14 protein-coding genes are annotated in these 16,692 nt (G+C 66.1%); 6 read left to right on the forward strand and 8 right to left on the reverse strand.

Annotation, left to right across the window (positions count from 1 at the left end; genetic code table 11):
- Window positions 1–29 precede the first annotated feature (29 nt).
- Window positions 30–797 (forward strand): DUF4349 domain-containing protein, encoded by a 768-nt coding sequence (locus ACZK2G_RS06835; RefSeq protein ID WP_426355766.1) that lies wholly within the window; start codon window positions 30–32, stop codon window positions 795–797.
- Window positions 798–909: 112 nt separating this feature from the next.
- Here ACZK2G_RS06835 and ACZK2G_RS06840 read toward each other — a convergent pair whose 3' ends face one another.
- Window positions 910–1,203 carry a hypothetical protein gene (locus ACZK2G_RS06840; RefSeq protein ID WP_046983155.1) on the reverse strand — a complete coding sequence of 98 codons (294 nt, stop codon included), beginning with the start codon at window positions 1,201–1,203 and terminating at the stop codon, window positions 910–912.
- Between the two features lie 69 nt (window positions 1,204–1,272).
- Window positions 1,273–2,217, reverse strand: coding sequence for a LysR substrate-binding domain-containing protein (locus tag ACZK2G_RS06845; protein ID WP_004150868.1), 945 nt, complete (start codon window positions 2,215–2,217; stop codon window positions 1,273–1,275).
- Window positions 2,218–2,333: 116 nt separating this feature from the next.
- Between ACZK2G_RS06845 and ACZK2G_RS06850 the strand changes: the two genes are divergently transcribed.
- Window positions 2,334–3,206, forward strand: a complete 873-nt coding sequence (locus ACZK2G_RS06850) for a DMT family transporter (RefSeq protein WP_428709188.1) — start codon at window positions 2,334–2,336, stop codon at window positions 3,204–3,206.
- Window positions 3,207–3,769: 563 nt separating this feature from the next.
- Here the strand turns inward: ACZK2G_RS06850 and ACZK2G_RS06855 are convergent.
- Window positions 3,770–4,672 (reverse strand): peptidylprolyl isomerase, encoded by a 903-nt coding sequence (locus tag ACZK2G_RS06855; protein ID WP_046983153.1) that lies wholly within the window; start codon window positions 4,670–4,672, stop codon window positions 3,770–3,772.
- 125 nt (window positions 4,673–4,797) lie between these two features.
- Here ACZK2G_RS06855 and ACZK2G_RS06860 point away from each other — a divergent pair, with 125 nt between their 5' ends.
- The 3 genes from ACZK2G_RS06860 (at window position 4,798) to ACZK2G_RS06870 (ending at window position 7,726) form a co-directional block, all read left to right on the forward strand.
- The gene (locus ACZK2G_RS06860) at window positions 4,798–6,282 is read left to right on the forward strand and encodes a HEAT repeat domain-containing protein (RefSeq protein ID WP_478475020.1); all 1,485 of its coding nucleotides are present in this window, start codon (window positions 4,798–4,800) and stop codon (window positions 6,280–6,282) included.
- 92 nt (window positions 6,283–6,374) lie between these two features.
- On the forward strand, window positions 6,375–6,740 hold the full coding sequence (locus ACZK2G_RS06865) for a PadR family transcriptional regulator (RefSeq protein ID WP_004150914.1): 366 nt from the start codon (window positions 6,375–6,377) through the stop codon (window positions 6,738–6,740).
- Window positions 6,737–7,726: a sensor domain-containing protein gene (locus tag ACZK2G_RS06870; protein ID WP_046983151.1), complete on the forward strand. Its 990-nt coding sequence runs from the start codon at window positions 6,737–6,739 to the stop codon at window positions 7,724–7,726. The genes ACZK2G_RS06865 and ACZK2G_RS06870 overlap by 4 nt, the downstream gene beginning before the upstream one ends.
- A gap of 106 nt (window positions 7,727–7,832) precedes the next feature.
- Here ACZK2G_RS06870 and ACZK2G_RS06875 read toward each other — a convergent pair whose 3' ends face one another.
- Entirely contained in the window at window positions 7,833–9,140 is a 1,308-nt protein-coding gene (locus ACZK2G_RS06875; protein ID WP_046983150.1) for a polyhydroxyalkanoate depolymerase, read from the reverse strand.
- Between the two features lie 93 nt (window positions 9,141–9,233).
- Entirely contained in the window at window positions 9,234–9,824 is a 591-nt protein-coding gene (locus ACZK2G_RS06880; RefSeq protein ID WP_046983149.1) for a class I SAM-dependent DNA methyltransferase, read from the reverse strand.
- A gap of 147 nt (window positions 9,825–9,971) precedes the next feature.
- On the opposite strand from ACZK2G_RS06880, the gene ACZK2G_RS06885 reads away from it, so the two are divergent.
- On the forward strand, window positions 9,972–10,427 hold the full coding sequence (locus tag ACZK2G_RS06885) for a CopD family protein (protein ID WP_049426663.1): 456 nt from the start codon (window positions 9,972–9,974) through the stop codon (window positions 10,425–10,427).
- A gap of 483 nt (window positions 10,428–10,910) precedes the next feature.
- Here ACZK2G_RS06885 and ACZK2G_RS06890 read toward each other — a convergent pair whose 3' ends face one another.
- The 3 genes from ACZK2G_RS06890 to dnaE all read right to left on the reverse strand — a co-directional run bounded on the left by ACZK2G_RS06890 (window position 10,911) and on the right by dnaE (window position 16,509).
- Complete coding sequence (locus ACZK2G_RS06890; protein WP_012510504.1) at window positions 10,911–11,870, reverse strand: acetyl-CoA carboxylase carboxyltransferase subunit alpha; 960 nt, start codon at window positions 11,868–11,870, stop codon at window positions 10,911–10,913.
- A 113-nt stretch (window positions 11,871–11,983) separates the two neighbouring features.
- Window positions 11,984–12,853, reverse strand: coding sequence for a hypothetical protein (locus ACZK2G_RS06895; protein WP_046983147.1), 870 nt, complete (start codon window positions 12,851–12,853; stop codon window positions 11,984–11,986).
- 65 nt (window positions 12,854–12,918) lie between these two features.
- Complete coding sequence (gene dnaE, locus ACZK2G_RS06900) at window positions 12,919–16,509, reverse strand: DNA polymerase III subunit alpha (protein ID WP_046983146.1); 3,591 nt, start codon at window positions 16,507–16,509, stop codon at window positions 12,919–12,921.
- Window positions 16,510–16,692: the final 183 nt, after the last annotated feature.

Below are 16,692 nucleotides of genomic sequence, written 5' to 3' on the forward strand. Positions count from 1 at the left end.
CGCTGCACGTGTGGATGCGCGTGGTGACGATGCCGGTGCTGCTGCTGGTGCTGGTGGCCTGTGCCAAACACGGCGATGTGGCGGCCGATGCAGGCGCCACCGCCGCCGAAGCTGCCGTTGCTTCACCGGAAGGCGCATTCCTCGCCTACGAACACGACGTGCAGGTGCAGCTGGAAGCGGCGCAGATCGCACCGCGCATCCAGCAGGTGGCGCAGGCCTGCCAGAGCGCGAAGTTCGGTGACTGCGCGGTGCTGCAGGTCGATCAGCGCAGTGGCGAGCAGCCCAGCGGCGAGGTCAAGGTACGCATTGCGCCGAAGGGCACTGAGCCGTTGATCGCGTTGGCCGGTGAGGGCGGCAAGCTGCAGTCGCGTAACACGCGCGCCGAAGATCTCGCGCAGCAGGTCGCCGACACCGCACTGACCAAGGCGCGGCTGGAGAAGGAACACGCGCGGCTGCTGTCCTACCAGGACCGCAAGGACCTGAAGATCGAGGACCTGATGGCGATCACTACGCGCCTGTCGGAGATCGAAGCGGGCGTCGAACAGGCCAACAAGGATTCGGCGCAGCAACGCCGGCGCATCGATACCCAGCTGGTCACGATGCACTTCGATACCACCTCGGGCCAGCGCAGCCGCAGCGAGATCGGTGAGGCGCTGAGCGAATCGGGCAGCATCCTCAGCACCAGCATTGCGTTCCTGATCCGCGCTGCCGCCGCGTTGTTGCCGGTAGCGGTGCTGGCGTTGATCGCGACCTGGGGTGTGCGGGCGTGGTGGCGTCGCCGTCGTCGCAAGCCGTAATCGCATGTGTTCGCCGGGCATGGCCTGGCGCTACCGGAACAGACGGCACATGGCCCGGCGCTACCGGGGTGCTTCGAGCATCGGGTAGCGCCGGGCCATGCCCGGCGGAATATCAACCTTCGTCGGTCTCGTACTCGACGAACACATCAAGCTCCAGCGCAAGCTCCTGTACTGCATCGCGCACCTTCTGCGCGGTGCTCTCGTTGCCCACTTCCACCTCCAGTTCGTGGGTGCCCGGGCCGATGTCATCGGACAAACCGGCCGAACTGGAATCGTCGTCGTCCATGTGCGGCATCAGGTCGTCGGTTTCCTCGACATGCTCGATGCCGTCCAGGCCAAGCAGCAGATCGCTGATCGCACGGGCGTCGTCTTCGGTTCCGGTAATACGCAGTCGTAGCAGGGCCATGGCAGAAGCACGTAGGGGAGTTCGCCTGCAGACTAGCCAGCCGCGGGCAAAGACCGGGTGAGGGCACGGTCAGCCGGCTGTGGGCATGCGCCCCAGCAGGCTGTCCGGCAGCGCCGGGATCGGCGTGCGTTCGTCCTGGGCCTGTTCCAGCAACCAGTCGATGAACAGGCGCGCGGCCGGGCTCGGCGCTTGTCCTTCGGCATGCACCACGTAGTAGGCATAGCGTGCCTTCAACGCTGGGCCAGGCAGGCGCAGCAGCTCATAGCGTTGCAGATAGGGCTGGGCGACATGCGTGCGGGCCAGTACCGCGCCCATGCCGTACACCGCCGCACGCATCGCATCGGTGCTGTCGGCGAAGGTGTGCATCGGCGGCATGGGCGAGGGCGGACGTACACCGGCGTGGCGGAACCAGTCGCGCCAACCCTGCGGTGACAGATCACTGAGCAGCGGCAGCTCGGCGATGCGTGCCGGGTCCTGCAGCGTTTCGACCCCGGCCAGCGCCGGTGAGGCGACCGGGAACAGGTTGTCGTCCATCAGATGCTGCGCATGCAGGCCGGGCCATTGGCCCAGGCCGTAGCGGATGCCGACCTCTGGCCCGTTGTCGTCGTAGCGGTCCAGGCCGCTGCCGGTGTGCAGCTCGATGCGTATGTGCGGATGGGCCTGGGTGAAGCGCGGCAGCCGTGGCAGCAACCAGCAGTAGGACAACGAGCGCAGCGTGGTGATCCGCAGTGGCACGCTGTCGGCGTCAGGCTGCAGATGATGGGCGACCGCAGCCACATCAGCGAAGGCCGCACTGGCGGCATCGGCCAGCTGCCGTCCCTCGGCGGTGAGGCGAACGCCTCGCGCATGACGCAGGAACAGCCGGGTCTCCAGCACCTCTTCCAGACGGCGCACGTGGTGGCTGACCGCACTGGCGGTCAGGTGCAGCTCCTGCGCGGCCTGGGCGAAGTTCTGGTGGCGCGCGGCGACCGCGAACACGGCTAGTGCCGGCAGCAGGGAAGGACGTAGCAGCATGTCGAGCCTCAAACGATATTTGTGGCTGGCAGCGATACTACGCGCTTGTGTGGCGGTCGTCTGCGGCCGATCCTGTGAGGCCGGACGAGGAATGCAGTGATGGTTGGAGAACGGATATGAATGCGGTGCCACAGGCGGCCGAGCGCGACTGGCGCACGCCGCTGGAATTGACCCTGCTGGGCGCCATCTGGGGCTGCTCGTTCCTGTTCATGCGGGTGGCGGTGCCATCGTTCGGCCCGTTCGCGCTGGTCGAGGTGCGGCTGGTGCTGGGCGCACTGGTGCTGCTGCCATTCCTGTGGCAAGCGCGGGCGCAGTTTCCGCCGCGGCGCTGGCTGTGGCTGGCACCGATCGGCCTGGTCAATTCGGCATTGCCGTTCGTGCTGTTCGCCTACGCGGCCGAGCGTGCACCGGCAGCGATCGGCGCGATCTGCAATGCGATGACGGTGCTGTTCGCTGCGTTGATCGCCTTCCTGTTCTTTGGCGAGAAGATCGGTGCGCGGCGTGCGGGTGCGCTGCTGGTTGGTTTTGCCGGCGTAGTGGTGTTGGCCACGGCCAAGATCTCGGGCCTGAGCGTCGGTACGGCCGTGCTGGCCGGTGCGGCCGCTTCGCTGTTGTACGGTCTGGGCGTGAACCTGGTGAAGCGGCACATGACCGGATTGCCTTCGGCTGCTGCGGCCGCCGCCACGCTGTCGTGCGCCTCATTGTGGTTGTTGCCGATGGCGCTCACCCATCTGCCGCAGGGCCCGATCCCGGGCAAGGCCTGGGGCGCGGCAATCGCGCTGGGCGTGGTCTGTACTGGATTCGCCTTCCTGATGTTCTATCGTCTGATCGGCCGCATCGGCCCGTCGCGTGCATCGACGGTGACCTATCTGGTGCCGTTGTTCGGCGCAGCGTTCGCGTGGCTGTTCCTGGGTGAAGCGGTCACGGTGCAGATGTTGATTGCCGGTGCGTTGATTCTGGGGAGTGTGGCGGTGAGTCAGAAGGGCTGAGGTGTTTTGCACGTGGTGCGTGCTGAAGGCGCTTCATTGTTCATGGGCGTCACTTTTCTTTTCGCGCGAAAAGAAAAGTAACCAAAAGAAACGCGCCGCCAGGTCGCGAGCCACCGTGCTTCGCACGTCGGTCCCCTGCGCTTCTCGGTGAATCAGGGGACAGTGCCGAACTCGCTACGCTCAGACATCGGCACCTCTTCGCCCCTGATTCCCCTGCGATGCTCGGCTCGCTCAAGGCGGATCCAGATCAAAGGCCACAGCTGCACCCAGTAGATCCACGCCATGCGTGGATGCTTTTGCGGTTGATCTTGACCTTCCAGTCCGCCTTGAGCGAGCCGAGCACCGCAGGTCCGGCGAGGGCGAAGAGGCGCGGGTGTCTGAGCGTAGCGAGTTCCCGCGCCGTCCCTCGACGGGCCGAGGAGCACAGGGCACCGGTGCGCAGCATCGGCTCGCGGCTGGCGGAACGTTTCTTTTGGTTACTTTTCTTTGCGTACAAAGAAAAGTAACGCCCATGAACAGTGACGCACCTTCAGCACGCGCCACGCGCAGAACCCGCGACGGCGTTACTTCACCGGCACCGGAATATTGCAAAGATCGATATGCCCCGCCGGGCGCTTGTAGAAATCATCCACGCGATTGCGTCGCGCCTCCACCGTATCGGCGAAGGTCTTCGAGTCGGTACGCAGTACCTGGATCGGTGTGCGCTCGGCCGCCGGCACGTCGCTGGCGCGGCGGATCGACACGATCGGCGTGCGCAGCTTCGGGTCGGCATAGAAACCCATCGGCGCCGGTCCGCGCGGGGTCGCGCTGAGTAGCTCCATGCCCTTCAGCACGCGACCGACCAGAGTGATGTTGCGGTCCAGCTGACGCGGCGACTGGCCGGTCACCACATAGAGTTCGGCACCGATGCTGCTGTCCTCTTCGTTGCTGCGGCCCGCGCCCAGCATGCCGTAACAATGCGCCAGCCAGGCCTTGCCGGCCTGCGGGTCCTGGCCGACCGGGAAGCCGTCGAAGAAACCGGTCTGCGCGGCCCAGCCATCGCGATCCGGCAGCACGCTGACCTTCAGGCCAGCGCTGGCGCGCTCGAACTCGGCCGGCAGCTTGCGCGCGGCACTGCCGAACGGCTTGGCCTTGGCCGCGTCATCGGCGTCGGCATCACCGAACTGCACCACGAAGTTGTCCTGCGAACGGTAGATGCTGGTGCCGTCCCAGAAGTGTTCGTGGGCGAAGGTCTGGATGTTGGCGACATGGCGCGGGGCGAATTGCGGAGCCAGCTCGATGATCACCCGTCCGGCCGGCAGGTCCATGTACAGCAGGTTGGCCGGGTCCGGCGTGCGCCAGTCGCTGGCCGCCGAGGCGTCGAGGATCTGCTGCGGGCTTCTGTAGGGCGAGGCCGCGCTGGCCATTGCGGGCAGCAGGCAGGTCAGGGCGAGGGCGGTCAGGGCAAGGCGTCGACGGTGCGGCATGGGATCCCCGGAACATGAACGAGGGTCTGATTCTGCGCGAGAGTACGCGCCTGCGCCACGGTGGCGTGCTGGCCCTGTCCATGCAGGTGCGGCACGATGGCCATTGTCTTTGATGGAAGCAGATGATGGTGATACCGCATCCGGAAGCGCCCGAAGCCGCACTGCGCGCGATGATCGACCAGATCCTGAAGGGGTTCGTCGATGAGGGGGTGGATCGTCTGCATTGGTTGCAGACGCTGTCGCCACGAGGGTTGTTCGATCTTGATGAGCGTCGACGCAGCTGGTGGGCCCCCAACGGCGATGGCCTGCTCGACTGCCTGAAGGCCTGCGCAGCGCCGCCGGTCGATGTGCAGACGGCGGCACTGTTCCTTGCGGGCTCGGATGGCAATGGTCACACGCGCGAGGCCGCGTTGCAGAAGATGCGCTCGGTGCCCAGCCATCTGACGTTGTCCTGTGCCTTGCTCCGCTGCAATGATTGGGTGGCCGAAGTGCGCGCGGTAGCGCGGGATGTTGTGATGTCCCTGCTCGAACAGTGTGCTGTGCACCACGTGCTGAAGGCTTGGCCGATCGCTGTCCGCTTGCGCGATGCACAGCGCGTGCAACGGGAGTGGCTCGACGGCGGCCTGTTCGCCTGGCTGTCGTCGCCAGCCGCTCTCCCCGTTCTTGAAGGGCTGCTGGGCCACCCCGAGGCAAGAACCCGGCTGGCCGCCTTCACCATCGCCCTGCAGATCCATCCAGACCCGGAGGAACTGCGCTCGCTCGCGCTGCTGGACAACAGTCCGCAAGTCTCGCACCTGGCACTTACACATCTCTTGGCGAACGGCGTGCCTGGGGAGATCGAAGAGAAATGTGTCGTGGCGTTGGCCGCGCCCTCCAGCGGGGTGCGTGCCGGCGCGTTGCGGGCACTGGTCGAACGTAACGTGCCGGGTCTCGATGCACACATCGAAGCTGCCGCATTTGACCGTTCGCGCAGCGTGCGCAGATTGGCGGCGTGGCTGCTTCAGCAGCGCCATGCTCCCCCCGCGATCACGTTGTGGCGCGATGAACTTCAGCAGCGTACCCGCGGGCGCTGGCGCGAGGCATTGGAAGCGTTGGGCGACCACGCCGAGGCTGCAGATGCGACCGCGCTGCGCGCGTTGTTGCCCCAGGTGTCGGCGCGCCATCGACGCAGCTGCCTGCGCGGTTGGCTGAGGGCTGGGGACGGCGCCAGTCTGGAATGGTTGCGTGCCGCACTGGAAGAGCCTGGGCGGACAGTGAACGAGCTGCTGGCCCGTGCGACGCCCCTGTGGGCCGGCGAGCTGGATCCGGTCCGGCTGGTGGCGTTCTGCCACGATGGTCCTTCGCACGTGGCACAGGTCGGCCTGCTGAGCCAGTTGCGCAGACTGCCCCTTTGGCAGCACCTCGATCTGCTGCTGGACGCGGTGCCGCAGCGCGAGGATGAGCGGGCTTGGCACCTGCGACTGGTGGAGAACTGGCTTCGGGCGAGCCAGCATTACTCACCACTGGGGGCCGCGCGCCGTCAGGCACTGGTCAGCCGGCTAGAAGAGGGCAGGCACACGCTGCCGGAGGCGGCCACCGCGCAGGTGCTGGAGGCGATACGTCGGGCCTGAATGTGCCTCGCCAGCCGTCAGAGTGACTAACGACACATTCGCTATACCGAACTTCGCACTACTGTGGACTTCAACGTAGTGGAGGGCCGGTCATGTCCGAGGACGATGTCCACCTGAAGAAGTTCCAGAAGGAGCTCAGCGCCGGAACCGTGTCGCTGGCCCTGCTGGCAGTGCTGGCCCGGGCCGGCGAGCCGCTGTACGGCTACCTGATTGCCAAGGAGCTGGAGCGGGTGGGCGAGGGCGTGCTGAGCGGCAAGCAGAGCGCGCTGTACCCGGTGCTGCGGAACCTGGAGGGCGCGGGCCTGCTGGAAAGTCATGTGGAGCCGTCCAGCAGCGGGCCGCCGCGGCGCTACTACCGCATCAATGAACGTGGCCGCGAGGTGTTGGCGCAATGGCGCCAGGCGTGGCAGGCCACCCGCGATTCCGTCGATTCCGTGTTGGAGGGGGTACCACAATGAACGACCCGAGCCTGGCAGGCAGTGCCCTGCCGACCACCATTCCGCAGTATCTGGCGCAGCTGCGCGCGGCACTGGAAGGCGCCGACCCGGCGATGGTGCAGGACGCACTGTACGACGCCGAGGAGTATCTGCGCTCGGAGCTGGCGGCGCAGCCCGGGCGCAGCGAGACCGAAGTGATCGCCGACGTCGCCGGCAGCTATGGCGCACCGGATGAAGTGGCCGAGATCTACCGCGAGACCGAAGTGACGGTGAATCGTGCGTTGCGCTCGCCGCGTGCGGATACCGCGCCGATGCTGCGTGCGGCCGCGCAAGCGAGCGGCGTGGAGCCTGCCGCGCCGCCGCCGACGCCGGTGCAGCGCTCGCTGCTGGCGCGTTTCTTCGGCGTGGTGGCCGATCCGCATACCTATGGCGCGCTGTTCTACATGCTGCTGTCACTGGCCACCGGCATCTTCTTCTTCACTTGGGTGGTGACTGGTCTGTCGCTGTCGCTGGGCCTGCTGATCCTGATCATCGGCATCCCGCTGACGGTGCTGTTCTTCGGCTCGGTGCGCGGGCTGGCGTTGCTGGAAGGGCGGCTGGTGGAAGCGCTGCTGGGCGAGCGCATGCCGCGTCGTCCGCGCTACACCGACCGCAGCCGCACATGGCTGCAGCGCATCGGCGACATGTTCACCGATGGTCGCACCTGGCTGACGCTGCTGTACTTCGTGCTGATGCTGCCGCTGGGCATCATCTACTTCACCATCGCGGTGACGCTGCTGTCGCTGTCGCTGAGCCTGATCTGGGCACCGGTCGCGGCGGTCTTCAGTGGCGACATCCCCGGCGTGTACATCAACGACGTGAACGTGTTGCCGATGGCGGCCTCGCCGCTGGTGGCGATCGCGGTTGCCGCAGTGGGTGCGCTGCTGCTGGTGCTGACCCTGCATCTGGCACGCGGCATCGGCAAGCTGCATGGCTTGATCGCCAAGAACCTGCTGGTGCGGCTGTAAGCGTGAATCCACGCTTTGGCAGGTGCCAACCTTGGTTGGCACGATCCATCGGATATCGGGATTCATGGTAGAGCGCCAACCAAGGTTGGCATCTACCAGGGGCGAGTTACCCCGCCTTGCGGCGCAACGGGGTGACGTTGCTCTTCTTCTTTGAGGCCTTCGCTGCCGGTGCTTCGGCATGCGCGGCGAAGAAATCGCGCACCTTCGGGTACACCACTTCGCGCCAGCGACGGCCGCTGAAGATGCCGTAGTGGCCGGCGCCTTCAACGATGAAATGCTCGCGACGGTCCGCGCCGATGCCAGTGCACAGCGCCTGCGCCGCTTCGGTCTGGCCGAGGCCGGCGATGTCGTCCAGCTCGCCTTCGATGCTCAACAGTGCGGTATCGCGGATCGCCGACGGATCGACCTTCTCGCCGTTGACCACCCACTCGCCACGCGGCAGCAGGAAGTCCTGGAACACCACGCGGATGGTATCCAGGTAGTACTTGGCCGGCATGTCCAGCACGGCGTTGTACTCATCATAGAAGTTGCGATGAGCGTCGGCGTCTTCCAGATCGCCCTTGACCAGGTCGGTGTAGAAATCCCAGTGCGAGCTGAAGTGGCGGCTGGGATTCATCGACAGGAAGCCGGCGTGCTGCAGGAAGCCCGGGTACACGCGACGGCCGGCGCCGGGATAGCTGGCCGGCACGGTGTGGATGACGTTGTTCTCGAACCACGACAGCGGGTTCTGCGTGGCCAGGTTGTTGACGGCGGTCGGACTGCAGCGCGCATCGATCGGACCACCCATCATCACCAGCGTGCGCGGCGTAGGTTCACCACGGCTGGCCATCAGCGAAACCGCCGCCAGCACCGGCACGGTCGGCTGGCACACGCTCACCACGTGCAGGCGCTCGACGCCGAGATGGCGAATGAACTCCTGGATGTAGGCGATGTAGTCGTCGAGGCCGAACTCGCCTTCGCTGGCCGGCACCATGCGTGCGTCGACCCAGTCGGTCACATACACGCGGTGGTCGCGCAGCAGGGTGCGCACGGTGTCGCGCAGCAGCGTGGCGTGGTGGCCGGACAGCGGCGCCACCACCAGCACGAACGGCTGGTTGAGCATGGTGTGCAGCTGGTCGGCTTCATTGCTGTGGCGCTTGAAGCGCAGCAGCTTGCAGAACGGCTTGCTCACTTCCTCGTGCACGACGATCGGCACGCGCTCGCCTTCGACATCGATTTCGTTGATGCCCCATTCGGGCTTCTCGTAATCCTTGCCGATGCGATGGAACAGCTCATTGACGGCCGCCAGTCGATCGGCGCCGGGCATCTGCGACCACCAGTGGCCCTGGTTGGCGAAGAACTTGGCGTTGGCCTGGGCCTGGTGCACCCAGGGGGCGAGCAGGTTGCGGGTCAGTTCGTGCAGTTGATAGAGCATGCCGACCGAATATGTATGGTCATATGTTGCCGCGCAGCATATCCCATCCGGGTGTCCCGCAGGTTAAGTTGGCTGAAAATAATGAATCCGGATTCACATCCGCTCCAACGCCGCCGCATCGCCTGCCAGAGCGGGGCCGAGCCAGCAATGCGACCCTGCCGGCTGCATGCCCTGCCGGGCCAGTTCACGCCGGTACCAGCGCGCCGGGCGGGCCTGGAAGCCATCGTGGTCGCCTTCGAACGCATCCTCGGCGGCGAAGGTCTCCAGGAAGGCCACCCCCGCGGTCAGTTCAGCCACGCCGGCCAGGCCTGCGCGCAGTTCGCGATTGGGTACGTAGTGCATCACGTCCGAGCAGATCAGCAGGTCGACCGGGGCACAGGGCCGCAGCCAAGCGAAATCACCGAAGCTGGCCAGGTGCAGGTTGCGGGTCCGACCGTAGCGGCGCACAGCGTACTCGCTGCTGTCGAAGCCGAGGTATTCGACCTTCGGACGCAGCTTCAGCAGCGGTGCGCGCCAGGCGCCTTCGCCACAGCCGATATCCAGCACGCTGCGGATCGGCCGTTCCAGGTAGTACTCGGCGCTGGCCACGGCCAGAGCGACCTTGCGCGCCAGTCGAGCGCTGCCGCCGATGTCGGCGCTGCGGTACCAGCGTTGGAAGTAGGCGGCGTCGTAGGTCTTGTCCATGGGTCGGTCGCAGTGGTGAAAACGGCGCTTATCGTACGGCGTTGCGGCGTGCCATGCGTCGATGTGTCGCGGCGCTGGCGCGAGGGGTGGCCCGGCCACGGCATGCGAGAATGGCCGCCAACCTACGCCAGCCGCCGGAGCGAGCGCATGCAGAGCTACTACTGGGTCAAGACCTTCCACATCGTGTTCGTGGTGGCGTGGATGGCGACGGTGTTCTACCTGCCGCGCATTCTGGTGAATCTGGCCGAGACCGCTGGCCAGCCGGCGGTGACCGAGCGCCTGCAGCTGATGGGCCTGCGCCTGTACCGCTTCGGCCACTCGATGTTCGGCCTGGCGTTCCTGCTGGGTCTGGTGCTGTGGCTGGGCTACAGGGTCATCCCGGATTTCCCGACCATGGTCGCCCCCGGTGGCGCTGGTTGGCTGCACGCCAAGCTGGGCCTGGTAGTCGTGCTGCTGGCGTACTTCATCTGGATCGGGCGGCTGCTGAAGGGCGTGGCCAAGGGCAGGGCGCTGCCGTCGTCGCGCGCGCTGCGCTGGATCAACGAGATCCCGCTGCTGGCGTTCATTCCGATCGTGTGGCTGGTGCTGGCCAAGCCGTTCTGAAGTCCCGCGCGTTCGAACATGTCACTTTCTTGCTCGTGCAAGAAAGTAACCAAAGAACTCGCCGCCGAACGTGGGCCGGTGCTGCGCACCGGTTCCCTGCGCTTCTCGGTGAATCAGTGGACGGTGCCGAACTCGCTGCGCTCAGACACCGGCGACTCTTCGCGCCTGATTCCCCTGCGATGCTCGGCTCGCTAAAAGGCGGACCCAACGTCAAACGCCACACCTGCACCCAGTAGATCCACGCCATGCATGGATGCTTTTCGCTCTGCTTTCCCAATCCGCCTTCAAGCGGGCCGAGCACCGGAGGTCCGGCAAGGGCGTAGAGGCGCGGATGTTTGAGCGTAGCGAGTTCCGCGCCGTCCCTTGGCGGACTGAGGAGCGCAGGGAACCGGTGTGCAGAGCACACCGGCTCGCGGCTGGCGGAGCGTTTCTTTTGGTTACTTTTCTTTTCGCGAAAAGAAAAGTAACGCCTCGAGCAGAGGCTCAGGCCGCTTCGTAAGTACCGTAGCTGCGCAGGCGGGTATAGCGCTGTTCCAGCAGCTGCTCGGTGGACAGCTTTTCCAGCGCATCCAGCTCGTTCAGCAGTACCGCCTTCAGGCGCTTGGCCATCTGCGTCGGGTTGCGGTGGGCGCCACCGGTCGGCTCGCGCACGACCTTGTCGACCAGGCCCAGGCTCTTCAGGCGCGGGGCAGTCAGGCCCAGCTGCTCGGCCGCGTCCTTCGCCTTGCCGGCGTCCTTCCACAGGATCGAGGCGCAACCTTCCGGGGTGATGGTCGAGTAGACCGCATATTCCAGCATCACGGTGCGGTCACCCACGCCCAGCGCCAGCGCGCCGCCGGAGCCGCCTTCGCCGATCACGGTGCAGATGATCGGCACCTTCAGCTCAGCCATCTCGATCAGGTTGCGCGCGATCGCTTCGGACTGGCCGCGCGATTCGGCGTCGATGCCCGGCCAGGCGCCGGCGGTATCGATCAGGGTCAGCACCGGTAGGCCGAAGCGCTCGGCCATCTTCATCAGGCGCAGCGCCTTGCGGTAGCCCTCCGGCTTGGGCATGCCGAAGTTGCGCTTGATCTTTTCCTTGGTGTCGCGGCCCTTCTGGTGGCCGATCACCATCACCGAACGGCCGTTGATGCGGGCCAGGCCACCCATGATGGCCTTGTCGTCGGCGAAGGCACGGTCGCCGGCCAGCTCCTGGAACTCATCGAACATCACGCGGAGGTAGTCGGCGGTGTACGGGCGCGACGGGTGACGGGCCAGCTGCAGTACCTGCCACGAGGTCAGGTTGCGGAAGATCTGCGCGGTGCGCAGGCGCAGCTTGTCCTGCAGCGCGTGCACTTCCGCCTCGACATTGACCGCCGGCCCGGCGCTGGCGTTGCGCAGTTCCTGGATCTTGGCTTCCAGGTCGGCGATGGGTTGCTCGAAGTCGAGGTAGTTCGGATTCATCGGAAGCCGTCGTGTAAAGAAGGGGGGAATTCTAGCCGAATGCGTGCAAAGCACCCGTACGCCTTCGTCTGGAAGGCGACGGTAGCGCAGCCGGGCAGGGCGCGCCAGTCAGCTCAAGGCACCACCAGCGCGCTGCGGCCCATCAGCTGGCTGCGCTGGGAAACGAAGTCGTTGTAGGCCTCGTTGGCCTCACGGCCCAGCCCACTGCCCAGAGTGGCGGTGGCCGAGGTGAAGGCCATCTGTGCGGCGAAGTCCTGCTTGCGCAGGGCCTTCTGTTCATCGGCGGTGGTCGCCTTCAGCCAGCGCGCATAGACCTCGCGCAGCGGCGCGGCATGCGCCTCGAAGGCCGGCACCAGCGCCGGCAGGCTGGCCGGGGCCGGTTCCAGGCCGAACGTCGGGGCCACGTAGCCGGCCGGCTGCTCGCGCTTGAACGCGCCGGGCTCGCCCATGCCTTCTTCCACGTAGGTGATGAAATCCGGCGCGGTGAACACCTTGGCCACGATCTGGCCGCCGCTGGAATCGACGTGGGCGACCACCTTTTCCTCGGGGAACGGTTCGCGCACGCCGTAGGTCCAGGTCTTGTCGATGAACAGTTCGTGGCTCTTCTCGAACGGGCCTTCGAAGTCGACACCGCCCAGCTCGATGCCGGCCTTGCCGGTGCCGAAGTTCTTCAGCTTGCTCTCGTCGGTGACATAGATCTCGCGGGCGACCACGTACTCGCTCAGGGTCGGGTTGATCAGCCCGCCACGACCGTCGACGTAGACGATGAAGCGCACATCACCGAGCTTGTCGGTGTGCAGGCGATGCTCGCCCACGGCCAGCGAAATCGGGCGCGAGCCCTGTGCGGCCACCGGCAGGTCCTGGCCGTCGATGCTCAACGCCAGCGGCGTGTCGGTCGGGTTGTCGATCTGGAACTCGATCTTCGACGGGGAGCAGGCGGCCAGTGCGAGCGCAGCGGCGAACGGGAACAACAGGGTCTTCATCGGTAATCGTCCTTGATACTTGGAACGGGGAAAACAGAAGTTTCAGGAAAACCAGGGAGCCAGCCTCAGCTGGCCCATGGCGGGCTGTAGCGCACCTTCAGCGTGCGCACGGCCGGGTCGGCGCGCAGCGCCTCCATCAGCTTGGAATCGATGCGTACCGCGCTCTGCCCGGACACATCGAGCATGCCGGCGACGCCGCCGTGCGGCCCTTTCAGCAGCAGGTCCAGGCGCAGCGGCGTGCGGCCGGGGCGGTGGCGGTCGAGCAGGGCGTCGATGCGCTCCCATACCGGGCGCTGCTGGCGCAGGTCCAGGCGCAGCGACAGCCGCGTGGCGTAGTTGGCGCAGACTTCGTCGAAGTCCCAGCACTGGCGGATGCGCAATGCGAAACCGCCGTTGAATTCGTCCTCGCGCAGGCCGCCCTTGACCACCAGGATGCGGTCCTTGGTCATCAGGTGGCCGAACTCGGCCATCGCGTCGGAGAACGCGCTGCACTCGACGCGACCGCGACCATCTTCGAGCTGGATGAAGATCTGGCTTTCACCCTTGCGGCGCACGCCGACCACCTGGCCGGCCAGCACCGTCTGCACTTCCGGGCGCCAGCGCTTCTCGCCGCCGCCACCGCCACCGCTGTTGGCGCTCCAGATCTTTTCCACTGAACCCAGGTCAGTACCGACCAGGTCGCGCACATCGTCGCGCCAGGGGTCGAAGGGGTGGCCGCTGAGGTAGAAGCCCAGCGTGTCGCGCTCGCCATTGAGGCGCTGCAGCAGCGGCCATTCCTCGGCTTCGGGAAGGTCCAGCTGGATGGTCACCGTGCTCGGGTCGGGGCCACCGAACAGCGAGTTCTGGCCGGAGGCACGCTCGCGCGCCATCTGCTCGGTGGCCTTGATCACTTCCGGCAGCTGCAGCATCAACGAGGCGCGATTGTGGCCCAGCTCGTCCAGCGCGCCGCAGTTGATCATTGCCTCCAGCGTGCGCCGGTTGAGCTTGGCCGAACCGACGCGGGTGCAGAAGTCGAGCAGGTCCTTGTAGTCGCCGCCCTTCAGGCGTTCGTCCACCACCGCCTCGCAGGCACCCTGGCCGACGCCCTTGATCGCGCCCAGGCCGTACTGGATGGTGTCCGGGGTGACCGCTTCGAACATGAAGGCCGAGTGGTTCACCTTCGGCGGCAGCACGGTCAGGCCCAGGTTGCGCACCTCGTCCAGGAAGCCCACCACCTTCTCGGTGTTGTCCAGGTCCGAGGACAGCGTGGCCGCCATGAACTCGGCCGGGTAATGGCGCTTGAGCCAGGCGGTCTGGTAACTGACCAGCGCGTAGGCGGCGGCGTGCGACTTGTTGAAGCCGTAGCCGGCGAACTTCTCCATCAGGTCGAAGATCGCGTCGGCCTTGGCTTCGTCCACGCCGTCCTTGGCCGCACCTTCGCGGAAGATCTCGCGGTGCTTGGCCATTTCGGCCGGCACCTTCTTGCCCATCGCACGGCGCAGCAGGTCGGCGCCGCCCAGCGAGTAGCCGCCGACGATCTGCGCCATCTGCATCACCTGCTCCTGGTACACCATGATGCCGTAGGTGTCCTTCAGGATGGCTTCGGTGCGCGGATCGGGATAGATGATTTCTTCCTGGCCGTGCTTACGCGCGTTGAAGGAAGGAATCAGGTCCATCGGGCCGGGGCGGTACAGCGACACCAGCGCGATCAGGTCTTCGAACCGGTCAGGGCGCGCGTCCTTCAGCAGGCGCCGCATGCCCGAGGATTCGAACTGGAACACCGCGCCGGTATTGCCGTTGGCGAAGATGTCCTTGTAGGTGGGCGTGTCGTCCAGCGGAATCGCGGCGATGTCCACCGGCGGAATGCCGGCGCGCTCATGGCGCTTGTTGATCGCCTTCACCGCCCAATCGATGATGGTCAGCGTGCGCAGGCCGAGGAAGTCGAACTTCACCAGGCCCACTTCTTCCACGTCGTTCTTGTCGAACTGGGTGACCGGGTTCTTGCCGAGCCCGTTCTCGTCGTGTTCGGCGTACAGCGGGCAGAACTCGCTCAGCGGCTCGGGACCGATCACTACGCCACCGGCATGCTTGCCGGCGTTGCGGGTCAGGTCTTCCAACTGCAGCGCCAGGTCGATCAGGTCGCGGACATCGTCCTCGGTTTCGTAGCGCTGGATCAGTTCGGCCGAGGCCATTTCCGAGCTGGGGCCTTCCTTGCCCTTGCCCAGCGCATCCTTCAGGTGGATGCCGAGGATGTTCGGGATCAGCTTGGAGACGCCGTCGACCAGGCCGTACGGGAAACCGAGCACGCGACCGGAGTCACGCACCACTGCCTTTGCGGCCATGGTGCCGTAGGTGATGATCTGGCTGACGCGCTCGCGCCCGTACTTGCGCGCGACGTAGTCGATCACCTCGTCGCGGCGGTCCATGCAGAAGTCGATGTCGAAGTCGGGCATCGACACGCGTTCCGGATTGAGGAATCGCTCGAACAGCAGGTTGTACGGCAGCGGGTCCAGGTCGGTGATCTTCAGCGCCCACGCCACCAGCGAGCCGGCACCCGAACCACGGCCCGGGCCGATCGGGATGCCCTGGTTCTTGCCCCACTGGATGAAGTCGGCAACGATCAGGAAGTAACCCGGGAAGCCCATCTTGATGATGGTGTTGAGCTCGAACTCCAGGCGTTCGAAGTACTCCTCGCGGGTCTTGCCCGGCGCCAGAGGATTCTTCTCCAGGCGCTCTTCCAGGCCGTCGCGCGACATCTTCTGGATCCAGGTGTCCAGGGTCTCGTCGTCGGGCACCGGGTAGTTGGGCAGGAAGTAGGTGCCCAGCCGCATCTCGATGTTGCAGCGTTCGGCCAGCGCCAGCGTGTTGTCGATCGCATCGGGGATGTCGGCGAACAGCGCGCACATCTCCTCGGCCGACTTCAGGTACTGCTGGTCGCTGTACTCGCGCGGGCGCTTGGGATCGTCCAGCACGCGACCGGTGGAAATGCATACGCGCGCTTCGTGCGCGCTGAAATCCGTCGGCGACAGGAAGCGCACGTCGTTGCTGGCCACCACCGGCAGGCCACGCTGGCCGGCCGCCATCAGTGCGAACTGGTTGAAGGTTTCTTCGCCTTCGCGGCCGGTGCGGGTCAGCTCCAGGTGCAGGCCGTCGCCGAACACGCGTTGCCAGTCGGCCAGCTGCTGCTCGGCCAGTTCATGCTTGCCGTCCAGCGCCAGGCGCCCGGCCAGGCTCTGCCGGCCAGCGAGTGCGAACAGGTTGGCGTTGCCGGCCTTCAGCCAGTCCGGGTGGATTGCAACGCCGCCTTCGGGGCGATGGCCTTCCATCCAGGCGCGGGTCAGCAGGCGCGACAGGCTCAGGTAGCCCTCGCGGTCGCGGCACAGCAGCGTCATCCGCCACGGGTCCTGCCCGTCCTCGGCGATCAGCACATCGGCGCCGGCGATCGGCTTGATGCCCACGCCTTCGGCCGCCTTGTAGAACTTGACCAGGGCGAACAGGTTGTTGAGGTCGGTCACCGCCAGTGCGGGCAGGCCAAGCTCGACCGAGCGCGACAGCAGGTTGGCCTGCTTGGCCTTCTTCGGGTCGGCCTGATCGGGTTTGGCCGGCACGCGGATGGTCGAGTCCGCCAGCGAGAACTCGGTGTGGACGTGGAGATGTACGAAGCGGGAGTTGGACATGCCGGACCAGGTTGGAGCGCGCGGGCCCCGGGTGCTGACGGGGGAATCGTCGCCGGGGTCGGGAAGCGCTGGAGTGCCTGGTCAGGGTAGCGAGGGCAGGGGGTGGCGACAAGGCTTGACGGTACGGCGATTGCGCGCATGCCGCCGGGCATGGCCCGGCGCTACCGGATGCGTTCATATTGC

Source organism: Stenotrophomonas sp. 107298_Sma (genome assembly GCF_056480345.1).